This is a genomic window from Pseudoxanthobacter sp., from assembly GCF_036822375.1.
Taxonomy (GTDB): Bacteria; Pseudomonadota; Alphaproteobacteria; order Rhizobiales; family Segnochrobactraceae; genus Pseudoxanthobacter.
Genome location: NZ_DAISHT010000041.1, coordinates 9821 through 21215 on the forward strand (window position 1 = coordinate 9821; position 11395 = coordinate 21215).

At 69.3% G+C, this 11395-nt stretch carries 9 protein-coding genes; 2 read left to right on the forward strand and 7 right to left on the reverse strand.

Translation table 11 applies throughout. From position 1 onward, the window contains the following. Positions 1-121 precede the first annotated feature (121 nt). Together V7067_RS06365 and V7067_RS06370 are read right to left on the reverse strand one after the other, a co-directional pair. On the reverse strand, positions 122-1918 hold the full coding sequence (locus V7067_RS06365) for a DEAD/DEAH box helicase (protein WP_334175044.1): 1797 nt from the start codon (positions 1916-1918) through the stop codon (positions 122-124). A gap of 215 nt (positions 1919-2133) precedes the next feature. Then, positions 2134-3042: a PfkB family carbohydrate kinase gene (locus V7067_RS06370; RefSeq protein ID WP_334175045.1), complete on the reverse strand. Its 909-nt coding sequence runs from the start codon at positions 3040-3042 to the stop codon at positions 2134-2136. 298 nt (positions 3043-3340) lie between these two features. Between V7067_RS06370 and V7067_RS06375 the strand changes: the two genes are divergently transcribed. Then, positions 3341-4672: an FAD-binding oxidoreductase gene (locus tag V7067_RS06375; RefSeq protein WP_334175046.1), complete on the forward strand. Its 1332-nt coding sequence runs from the start codon at positions 3341-3343 to the stop codon at positions 4670-4672. Positions 4673-5077: 405 nt separating this feature from the next. Further along, positions 5078-6541: an NAD-dependent succinate-semialdehyde dehydrogenase gene (locus V7067_RS06380; protein WP_334175047.1), complete on the forward strand. Its 1464-nt coding sequence runs from the start codon at positions 5078-5080 to the stop codon at positions 6539-6541. An 81-nt stretch (positions 6542-6622) separates the two neighbouring features. On the opposite strand, the gene V7067_RS06385 is transcribed toward V7067_RS06380, so the two are convergent. The 5 genes from V7067_RS06385 to V7067_RS06405 all read right to left on the reverse strand — a co-directional run bounded on the left by V7067_RS06385 (position 6623) and on the right by V7067_RS06405 (position 11056). Beyond that, positions 6623-7684, reverse strand: a complete 1062-nt coding sequence (locus V7067_RS06385) for a 2Fe-2S iron-sulfur cluster binding domain-containing protein (RefSeq protein WP_334175048.1) — start codon at positions 7682-7684, stop codon at positions 6623-6625. Between the two features lie 19 nt (positions 7685-7703). Further along, a complete protein-coding gene (locus V7067_RS06390) occupies positions 7704-8072 on the reverse strand; it encodes a phenol hydroxylase subunit P4 (RefSeq protein WP_334175049.1) in 369 nt (122 codons plus the stop codon). 111 nt (positions 8073-8183) lie between these two features. Next, positions 8184-9695 (reverse strand): aromatic/alkene/methane monooxygenase hydroxylase/oxygenase subunit alpha, encoded by a 1512-nt coding sequence (locus V7067_RS06395; protein WP_334175050.1) that lies wholly within the window; start codon positions 9693-9695, stop codon positions 8184-8186. Positions 9696-9769: 74 nt separating this feature from the next. Then, positions 9770-10042 carry an MmoB/DmpM family protein gene (locus V7067_RS06400; protein ID WP_334175051.1) on the reverse strand — a complete coding sequence of 91 codons (273 nt, stop codon included), beginning with the start codon at positions 10040-10042 and terminating at the stop codon, positions 9770-9772. 21 nt (positions 10043-10063) lie between these two features. Then, positions 10064-11056, reverse strand: coding sequence for a hypothetical protein (locus V7067_RS06405; protein ID WP_334175052.1), 993 nt, complete (start codon positions 11054-11056; stop codon positions 10064-10066). Positions 11057-11395 lie beyond the last annotated feature (339 nt).

Sequence of the window (11395 nt, forward strand, 5' to 3'; positions counted from 1 at the left end):
CTGGAGGCATGGCGCACCGGGCGCCCGCTGCTGACGCCGGTGGTGTGATGACGCGCGTGGTGTGAAGCGCCGGGCGCCGGGTGCCTGTGGCCCCGGCGCTGCCGGCTGCAGAACGGCGGGATCAGCCGTTCTGGTCGCCGCTCTTGCGGCGCGGGCGGTAGGGGCCGCCGGCATCGCCGTCGCGCGGCTGCCGGGGGCCGCCGCGGCTGCCCTTGCCCGGCCCGCTCTTTCCGCTGCCGCCTTTGCCCGGTCCGCCTTTGCCGAAGGTCCGCGGCCGGCTCTTGCGCTCGGCGGCGACCGGGCTGAAATCGCCCTCCACCGCCTCGATCGGCAGGTCGTCGGGCGCCGTGTTCTTCAGGCTGTCGAGGAAGCCGGGCACGGCGCTCATTGCCACTTCGAAGGCGGTTTCGGCATCGAAGATGCGGATTGCGCCGATGGCATCCTTGGTCACGCTGCCGCGGCGGCAGATCAGCGGCAGCAGCCAGCGCGGATCGGCGCTGCGCCGGCGGCCGACCGGAATGCGGAACCACTGGCTGCCGGGGCGGCCATCCTCGGAAGGCGAAAAGCGGGCGCGCAGCGCCTGATCGCGCTTCACACGGCCCTCGCCCGGGTCTTCCACCTCTTCCGGCGCCGGCAGCCGGGCGCGGTAGATGCGCACCAGCGCGGCGGCAATGTGCTCGGGCGAATAGTGCTCCATCAGGGCGCGGCCGGCCGCGAGATCGTCCTCGCCGGGCTCGTCGGCCAGCACCGCATCGCGCAGCATGCGTTCATGGTCGAGGGCGCGGACGGCATCGGCCGAAGGCGGCGCCTCCCATTCCGGCGTGACGCCGGCGGCCGACAGCAGCATTTCCGCCTTGCGGCGCCGGTTCGGCGGCACCAGCAGCACGCTGACGCCCTTGCGCCCGGCGCGGCCGGTGCGGCCGCTGCGGTGCTGCAGGCTTTCCGCATCGTGCGGCAGCTCGGCATGAACCACCAGCCCGAGGCCCGGCAGATCGATGCCGCGCGCGGCGACATCCGTCGCCACGCAGACGCGGGCGCGGCCGTCGCGCAGCGCCTGAAGGGCCTGATTGCGCTCGTTCTGGCCGAGCTCGCCGGAAAGAGCGACCACGGAGAACTGCCGCTCCTGCAGCGTCGCCGTCAGGTGGCGCACGGTTTCGCGGGTGTTGCAGAACACGATGGCGCCGGGGGAATCGTAGAAGCGCAGCACGTTGACGACGACGTGCTCGGCCTCCTTGGCCACGATGCGGATGGCGCGATAATCGATATCGGCGTGGCCGCCCTCGGTGGTCGCCACCTCGATGCGCAGCGCATTGCGCTGATAGCGCGCGGCAAGCTGGGCAATGCCGCGCGGCATGGTGGCGGAGAACAGCAGCGTGTGCCGGTCTTCCGGCGTGGCGTCCAGCAGGAATTCCAGATCGTCGCGGAAGCCGAGATCGAGCATCTCGTCGGCTTCGTCCAGCACCACGGCCCGCAAGCCGGAGAGATCGATCTGGCCGCGTTCCAGATGGTCGCGCAGGCGGCCGGGCGTGCCGACGACAATGTGACTGCCGGCCGCCAGCAGGCGCTGCTCGCGCCGCGGATCCATGCCGCCGACGCAGGCTACGATGCGGGCGCCGGCCGGGCCATAGAGCCACGCCAGCTCGCGCTGCACCTGAAGCGCCAGTTCGCGCGTCGGCGCGATGACGAGGGCCAGCGGCGCGCCGGCGGCGCCGAGCGGCGGCTCGTCATCGCTGAGCAGCGTGCGGGCAATGGCCAGACCGTAGGCCACGGTCTTGCCGGAGCCGGTCTGTGCGGAAACCAGAAGGTCGCGGCCGGCAGCATCGCCGGTCAGCACGGCGGACTGCACGGGCGTGGGGCTGGTGTAGTCGCGCCCGGCGAGGGCGCGGGCAAGCGCCGGATGAAGGGTGGAAAAAGCCACTGAAGAAGCCTGTCTGGCGCGGGCGCCGGCCGGAGGGCGGCGCAGTGCGCGAAGAAAGCCGGCAATGACGAACGCCCGCCCGCGCGGGAGGGCGCGGCCGGACGAAGGCGATCCTTGACGGCGGAACGAGGCTCTCTTTTAGAAGAAAGCGATGCAAAGCGCCACCGGCTTGAGCCGCGGCAATGCGCTTGCGTGGCTTTTCTGCCGCAGAGCGCTCAGTCGGTCACGGCCGGATGGGCCGCGAGGAAGGCATCCACCTCGTCGCGGCGCGGCACGCCGGCCCGGCCGCCGAAGCGCGAGCACTTGATGGCCGCCACCGCGCAGGCAAAGCGCAGGGCGTCGCGCGGCTCCATCTTCTCCGCCAGCGCCAGCGCGAACGCGCCATGGAAGGTGTCGCCCGCCCCCAGCGTGTCGACCGCATGGATGGGGAACGAATGCATGCGGTGCACCTTGTCGCCTTCCAGCCACATCACGCCGCCGGAGCCGAGGGTAACGGCCAGAAACGCGCCGGTGGTGGCGCGCAGGGCCAGCAGGCCGCGGGTGGGGTCGTTGAGGCCGGAGGTGCCGCGCAGGCCCGGCGTGCCGAACACCACATGGCTCGCCGCCCGCAGCATCTGCGGCGCATCGCCCTCGGCCCGGTCGCCGTCGAGCACGCCCGGAATGCCGCGCTTCTTGGCCTCCAGCAGCAGCGGAATGGCCAGCGAGGGATAGCGGTCGTCGGTCAGCACCGCATCGACGCCGTCCACATAGGGCGCCGGATCGTCGATTTCCGGCGGCGCGACATGAGGCGGATGCCAGGTCAGGATGGTGCGCTCGCCCTCGCCGTCGACGATGGCCGAGCACACCGGCGACTCGCGGCCCGGAATGCGCAGAATCTTGGAGGTATCGACGCCCTCGGCGTTGAGGCCGCGCACGATCATCTCGCCGATCAGGTCGTCGCCGAGCGGGGCGAGCACCTGTGCCTTGCCGCCGAGGCGGATAACGGCGACAGCCGCATTGGCGCCGGAGCCGCCGCCGATGGAGGTGAAGTCGCGGGCCCGTCCCTTGGTGCCGCGTGCCGGCGTTGCATCGAACCGATAAATGAAGTCCTGCACGGCAGCACCGGCAACGAGGACGGTTGGCATCACTCTCTCCGCGTTTCTTGTCTCCGCGGGGATCTTATACACGGTGCGGTTTCGATTCCGACAGCCAATAAGCCCGCGGCCGGACCGGCCGGGCGGCACTGTTGTGCAATCGCCGCACTGCGACGGCGCACCGCAGCGAAGCCGCCCGACGGGCTTGCCGGCCGGGGGGGCTTCGGAGGATCCTGCGGCAAGCGCCGAATCGTGGTCTGCCGTCGCCGGGACGCGGCCGCCTGCGTCCGGCCCGACAACAACAAGATCGCCCGCCTTATCCGGCGGGACTGTGCAGCCGGGGTCCGCCATGCCGCATCCGCTCGTGTCCGTTGCCAGCGATGACGTTCTGCCGGCAGCCGCCGACGTGGTGGTGATCGGCGGCGGTATCATCGGCGTTTCGGCGGCGCTGTTTCTGGCCCGCGAGGGGCTGTCGGTCGCCGTAGTCGAGAAGGGGCGCATCGCGGCCGAGCAGTCGAGCCGCAACTGGGGCTGGGTGCGCCAGCAGGGCCGCGACCGGCGCGAGCTGGCGCTGATCGTGAAGAGCCTCGCCATATGGGATGAATTTCAGGCCACCCTCGGCCGCGACCTCGGTTTCCGCCGCACCGGCCTGCTGAGCCTGACGCGCGAGCGGGCCGAAATGGAACGCTGGCAGCGCTGGGCCGTGCGCGGCCGCGCCGCCGGCATCGCGGCGGTGGAGCTCTCCGCCTATGAGGCCGAGGCGACGCTGCCCGCCCACGGCCAGCCGTGGGTCGGCGGGCTGCTGACGCCGACGGACGGACGGGCGGAGCCCTCCGTCGCGGCGCCGGCCATTGCCGAGGCCGCCCGGCAGGCCGGCGCCAGCCTGCACCAGATGACGGCGGCCCGCGGTCTCCTCGTCAACGGCGGCCGGGTGGCCGGGGTGGTGACGGAACACGGCACCGTCGCCACCGGGGCGGTGCTGGTGGCGGCCGGGGCGTGGTCGTCGCTGTTCCTGCGCCACCACGGCATCCGCCTGCCGCAGCTCACCGTGCGCGAGACGGTGTCGCGCACCACGTCGGCGCTGGAGATCCTGCAGGGAGCCACGCTCAACGCCGGCCTGTGCCTGCGCCGCCGCCTCGACCGGGGCTATACGCTGACGCCGCGTTCCGACGCCAGCCACGACCTCGTGCCGGACAGCTTTCGCTTCTTCTTCGATTTCCTGCCGCTGTGGCGGCAGAACCTCGGCAGCGTCAGGCTGTCGTTCGGGGCGGAGTTCCGGGCGGCGTGGAAGCGCGACCGGGTGCGCCCGCCGACCGAAGTTTCCGCCTTCGAGATGCGGCGCATCAACGATCCGGCGCCGGATCGCCGGGTGGCTGCGAAGGTGCTGGCCGCCCTGCGGCAGGAGCGCCCGGAACTGGGCGAGATCGCCATTGCGGAAAGCTGGGGCGGGCGCATCGATGCCACGCCCGATCTGGTGCCGGTCATCGACCGTCCGGTGGAGGTTGCCGGACTGACGGTCGCCACCGGCTTCTCCGGCCACGGTTTCGGCATCGGCCCCGGGGCCGGGCGGCTTGCCGCCGACCTCGTCACCGGGGCGTCGCCGCTGGTCGATCCGGCGCCGTTCCGCCTGTCGCGCTTCGGCGGCGGGGTGCCGGTCTTTATCGACCCGGACGTGATCTGACATCGCCGCGGCATCGGCGTAAGATGGCATGAAACCTGCTGATGCCGGCGCGTGCCGGTGTCCGCGGCGCCGTTCTGCAGCATGACGGCGCCGGGCGCCGGCCGGTCTGCGCCGCAGGCGCGGGCATGCCGGACACACCGGAAAAGTCCCGCCACGCGGCCTTGAGCGCGGAGGGCGGCCGGATGGCCTGCCTGCCGGTTGCGGCGTTCCCCGGGCGGAGCTTCCCTGCGCCGGCGGGCGCCCGCGTGAATGCAATCGAAGGTTGCTGGCGCGGGGGCGGCCGGGGCCGGATAAAGATCCGCCATCGTTATGTGACGATCCGCGTTTTCTGACAACCCGCTGCGCTAGTGCATCAGCCACGGCCATCCTCCCCCGCTGGTGGCCGGAGTTTCGGAACCGAAAGCCATGTCCCTGACCCAGTCCGCGGCTGCTGCGCAGCCTTATCCGAACGTTCAGCTCTTCATCGACGGCGCATGGGGCCCGGCGGCCGAGGGGCGCACCATCGACGTGATCGATCCGGCGACCGAAGAGGTGATCGGCACCGTCGCTCACGCCACGAAGGTCGATCTGGACCGCGCGCTCGATGCCGTGAGCCGCGGCTTTGCGATCTGGCGCGCCACCGCGCCGACCGAGCGGGCGAAGATCATGCGCCGGGCGGCCGAGCTGCTGCGCGAGCGCAAGGAGAGCATCGCCGTTCTGATGACGCGCGAGCAGGGCAAGCCGGTGGCGCAGGCCGTGGGCGAAATTCTGGTGGCGGCCGAGGTGATCGAGTGGTTCGCCGAGGAGGCCCGCCGCACCTATGGTCAGATCATTCCGGCCCGCGCGCCGGGCGTGAACCAGCTCGTCTACAAGGTGCCGGTCGGCCCGGTGGCGGCGTTCACGCCGTGGAACTTCCCCATCAATCAGGTGGTGCGCAAGCTCTCCGCGGCGCTGTCGACCGGCTGCTCCATCATCGTCAAGGCACCGGAAGAAACCCCGGCTTCGCCGGCCGAGCTGATCCGCGCCTTCGTCGATGCCGGCGTGCCGGCGGGTGTGGTCAACCTCGTCTACGGCGTTCCGGCCGAGATCTCCGAATACCTGATCCCGCATCCGGTCATCCGCAAGATCTCGTTCACCGGCTCCACCCCCATCGGCAAGCAGCTCGCCGCGCTGGCCGGCCTGCACATGAAGCGGGCGACCATGGAACTCGGCGGCCATGCCCCGGTCATGGTGTTCGACGATGCCGACCTCGGCAAGGCGCTGTCGGTGATGGTGCCGACCAAGGTGCGCAATGCCGGTCAGGTGTGCGTTTCGCCCACCCGCTTCCTCGTGCAGGACGGCATCGCCGATGCTTTTACCGACGGCTTCGTGAAGGCTTTCAGCGCCACGAAGGTCGGTAACGGCCTCGACCCGGAAACCGGCATGGGCCCGCTCGCCAACCCGCGCCGCATTCCGGCCCTTGAGGCGCTGATCGAGGATGCCGTTGCCAAGGGCGCGGAACTGAAGACCGGCGGCCGGCGCATCGGCAACAAGGGCTATTTCTTCGAGCCGACCGTGCTGGCCAACGTGCCGGTGACGGCGCGGGTGATGAACGAGGAGCCGTTCGGCCCGCTCGCCATCATCAACCGCTTCTCCACGCTGGAGGATGCCGTGACCGAGGCCAACCGCCTGCCGTTCGGCCTGGCCTCCTACGCCTTCACCACCTCCACGGCGACCGCCACGGCCCTCGGCCAGCGCGTCGAAGCGGGCATGCTGACCATCAACCACAACGGCCTTGCCCTGCCGGAAGTGCCCTTCGGCGGCGTCAAGGATTCCGGTTATGGCACCGAAGGCGGCTCGGAGGCGGTCGAGGCCTATCTGGAAAGCCGTTTCGTGACGCAGGCCGGCTGACCGCCGGTCCGCCCGCCCTGAGACAGACGAAGCCGGCCGGAGGGTCTCCCCCTCCGGCCGGCTTTTTTTCGGGCTGGCCCCTCAGATGCGGCGGAAGACCGGGCTCTTCGGCTTTTCCGCCCCGTCCGCTCCGGTCAGGAAGCGTTCGGTGAAGATGTGCTTCTCAAACAGCCGCCCCTTCATGAGAGCGGCGATGGAAGCCTCGATCATCGGCGGCGGGCCGCAGAGATAGGCGGTCTGGCCCTCGAACAGGTCGTTGAACAGCCGCCCCGCTGCCTCGTGCACGAAGCCGCGCTCGCCGTTCCAGTCGCTGCCGGCCGGCTCGGCCGACAGCACCGGCACATAGGTGAAGTTGGGGTGGGCCGCGGCAAGCGCCCGGAATTCTGCCTCGCCGTAGAGGTCGGCCGCGGTGCGGACGCCGTGGATGAGGGTGATCGGATCGCTGTAGCCTTCCGCCAGCAGGTCGAGGATCATCGAGCGCGGCGAGGAGACGCCGGTGCCGCCGGCCAGAAACAGCAGCGGCCCGCCGCGCGACTTGCGCACGAAGAACCGGCCGTAGGGGGCGGAGAAGGTGAGGCTGTCGCCCTCCTTCAGCTTCTCGTGCAGGAAGCCGGTGCCGGCGCCGCCCGGCACCCGGCGCACCTGCAGCTCGATCACGCCTTTTTCGCCGGGCGGGTTGGCGATGGAGAAGGCGCGCGTGGAGCCTTCCACCCCCGGCAGCACCACGTTGACATATTGCCCCGGCTGGAACGGCACCTCAGCGTCGGTGACCAGCCGGATGCCTTTCACATCGTGGGTGAGATCGGTGATGGCCGCCACCCGGGCGGTGAAGTCGCGCACCGGAATGCGCTCCTGATCCGGGTCTTCGTCGATGTCGGCCTCAATGGTGACATCGCTCATCAGCCGCGCCGTGCAGGCGAGCGTCTTGCCCTCGTCGCGCTCGAAATCCATCAGGGCGAAGGGCGAGGCCTCGGCATGGTCGACCTCGCCGTCCACCACCTCCACCTTGCAGGTGCCGCACAGGCCGTGGCCGCAGGCGTGGGGCAGATAGATGCCGGCCCGGAGGCAGGCGGAAAGGATCGTCTGCCCCTCGGCCACCTCGATGGTCTCGCCGATCGGCTCGATGGTGAGTTCAAAACCCATCTGCCCCTCCTGTCCGCGGTCAGTTGCAGGTGCCGGCCCAGCCGTCGAGGCCGGGGGTCCAGAACCGGATGAGAGATTTGTGGTCGAGGCCGTTGGCTTCCAGCGAGGCTTCGAAATCGGGGCTGGCGCGCTCGCCGTCGATCATCCACTCCACCTTGTCCCACTCGATGCGGGCGGCATCGGGGTGCGCGGCATAGGTGGGGGCGATGACATCGCGGACGAGGGCGGCGAACGGCATCGACGGCGGCAGCGGGAAGGCAACGGCCGAGCAGAACGACAGGTGCTTTTCCCAGTGCACGTAGACCACGATGTTGCCGTGGAAATTGGCCTTCACATCGCGGGCTTCGATGAAATCGGCATAGTCGGGAACGATGGCGGTAACGGACATGACGCCTCCTTGCGCGCGCCCCGCGGGGGGGCGTGTGCGCCGGATCGGGTGGAAACAGGCGGAAGGGAAGCACGGGGCCGGGCGGGCGCGGCGGCCCGCCCGGCCGGCGGGTCAGGCTTTCTGGCGCACCTTGTCGGGGTGCCACTCGCTCCACAGCGCCTCGTCGGCCGAGCCGACATAGTCGCGGTTGTCGCCGTCCTTCAGGTGATACCAGTCGAGCACTTCCGGCACGGAGCCGCCGCCGCAATTGCCCTGGAAGATCTGGTGCACCGGCAGCCACGCCTGCACATACTTGTCCGGCTCGTCGCAGAAGATGTCGTGGCAGCCATCGGAGCAGAAGTGATAGCGCTCGCCCTTGTATTTGGTCGAGCGGAAGGCGATTTCCGTCGGCTTGCCGGGCTCCATGTAGGCCATCGGAATCTGGCAGACCTGACAGAGCTGCGGCAGGCCGGGGTTGTAGAACCGCTTGCCTTCCTTCTCCATCTCGCGCCACATCTCCCAGCGCGGGCGATAGTAACGGTCGAAGCTGTCGGGATATTTCTCCGACAGCCAGTCGAGGTGCTCGGCATCCGGCATCCAGGTGTGGAACGCCGCCGCGTGGCTGTACTGGTAGAAGATCGCCCAGTTCTGGTGCGAGATGTGATCGGCTTCCGCGGTGGCGATGTCGGAATATTTCGGCACGCGCAGGCCGTAACGGGCGAGGTCCTCAAACAGCGAGCCGCCGGCCTCGGTGTAGTAGATCGACCACGCTTCCTTCCACGACATGACCTTCTTCGGCAGCATATAGTCCATCATCATCGCGACGAGGGACAGCAGGCGGTAGCCGCGCCAGAACCACTTGTCGACCCACTTCTGCACGATGGGCAGATTGTCCGGGTGCTGCTCCAGCAGGAACTTGATGACCTCGATGCCGAGCGTCATGTGGCGGCTTTCGTCCGACTGGGCGGAGAAGCCGAAGGTCACGGTGGCCATGTCGCCGTTATAGGCCGCGCCCGACATGAACGGCACGAACAGCAGGTTCGTCAGCACATATTCGAAAGCGAAGCCGATCGCGATCATGAATTCGAACGGGCCGGCGGAGCGGGCATCGTCGAAGAACGACTTCGGCACCGAAAGATACCAAACGCGGTCATGCATGTGGCGGAACTCGGACAGGCCGCCGAAATACTTGTTGTAATGGCTGATGGTGTGAACCTGCGTCTGCAGGTGGCGCAGTTCGTCAAGCGACTGCATCTGAGCGGCCACGCGCGGGCCGACGCCGCGCATGTGGCGGCCGGTGAAGGCGAAGCCGCGGTGGGCCTGATATTCGCCGGGCGAAATGCCGGTCAGGAACAGCTTGATGGCGTTGGCATAGCGCGCATCCGACAGGCCGAGCTGGCCGTTGTTCTGGGCAAAGCTGTCGAGCACGGCATAGAGCTTGCGTTCCTTTTCCGCCTGGAACTTCCAGTAGGAGTCCATGGTCAGGCGGAACGGGTCCTCCCAGGCCGACCAGTCGCGGATCTTGATGCCCTCGAACCGGTCGTAGGGAAAGACGTCTTCCATCTTCTGGTAGCTCGTCTCCCAGTCCAGCCCGCGCGTCATGTGGGCATAGCGCTGCTTCAGACCCAGCTTCTTTGCGCTCATCGGGGTTTCCTCCTGTTGCCGCGGCTCTCGCGCGCCCGGCCGGGCGGGGGCCTGCGGTCGGAAAAGATCGGGTCTCAGCGACGCCAGCTCAGGGTGAAATGGTCGTCGTCTTCATCGAGGTTGCCGGCCATGGAGATGAGCACGAGCTGGATTGCCTGCGGGTCCCAGCTGCGGCCGAGGCGTTCCTCGACGGAGGCGCGGTTGACCACGATCTCCTGATCGCGGTCGAGCTTGACCGCGCCGGGCATGTTCATCACGCGCACGCCGGGATTGTCGGCCAGAATGGCTTCGATGACCGGGCGGGCGTCGTCGTTGTGCAGAAGGGTGATGGAGGCGACCTGCGCCATGGCAAATGTCCTTGTGCGGGTTCAGAGCGCGAGGCCGAGGGCCCGGGCACGGGTGCGGGCGGCATCGGCGGCCGTGGCGGCAACGGCGCCGTCGTTGTCGAGGCAGCCGGCAGCGAGCTGGCGGCCGGCGGCTTCCGCCCGGTCGATGGCCTCCGCGGCCCAGCCGCTCACCAGCGCCTTGTTCTGCGCATTCTCGGCGGCGACGACGCGGATGACGGCATCGGTCCAGCGGCCTTCCTCGGCCGCCCAGTCGGTCATGAACTCGGTCAGCATGGCGACCGGGATCGCCGCATCGGCCCACACCGCATCGAAGGCGCGGTAGGCCAGCGGACAGAGCACGGCGTTGATGCCGAGCGCCTGAATGACGAACAGGCGGAACCAGTCGCGCTCCACGAAGCTGTCTTCGATGAGGCGGCGAACGCCCTGCCAGGCGGCGTCTTCCATCCACACCTTGTGGGCAGCGTCGAGCGAGGTGCCGGTCTGGCCATCGAGCACGAGACCGATGCGGCTCACGATCTGCGCCATGCCGAGGTGGTCGCCGGAGGAGAAGATGCACGGCGCGGTGATCGCCGTGCCCCAGCCACGCTGGCAGATCTCCGTCATGTTCATGTTGGAGCCCCAGTGCAGATGGCGCAGCGGCAGCAGGGCGCGGCCGATGGCTTCGCGGGCGGCGGAGCTCGCCTTCTCGATCAGGCCGCGCTCTTCAACGAAGGTGAAGTTGCGGTCCACCGCCTGCTGCATGTTGGCGCGGGCGATGTTGTAGGTGGAATAATAGAACTGGCGCGGATCGAGCGGCTTGTACCAGTCCTGCATCGTCACCGCGGTCTTGCGGGTGTCGTAGACCCAGTATTGCGGCTCCCACAGCGGCTTGTAGTGGAAATTGTCGGTGGCCTGAACGTCGAGCACCGCTTCCTGATAACGGCTTGCCGGCTTGTCAGCGCCGAGCCGGCGGGCGACGTGGCCGAACGTCTGTCGCCGCGGCTCGAAGTCGAGGGTCTTGATCTGAATGCTCATAGGGCTGTGGCTCCTGAGGCGGAGGCTCGCGGGGCTGAGGCTCCGGGCGTGATTTCCGGGAGAACCGCCGGACGCGGACCCGAAGGCCGCGGCGGGCACAGATCGCCGGCGCCGGCCTTCGGCGGCCGGGCACGGAAGAGGCCGGTGCGGGGCCGGAGAGCGGCGGGGCGGCCAAAGCCATGCCGTCCGCGCCGGGCCCCGGGCGCACGGCTGGCTCTGCGATTTCCGGGGCGGACCGGAGTTTCCGGTCGCCGATGTCAGTGGGTTGTGTCGCCGTCGCCGGGCAGGCGCTGCAGCAGGCCCGCGCTGTCGCGGTGCGCGTCGTCGCTCTCGTCTGCC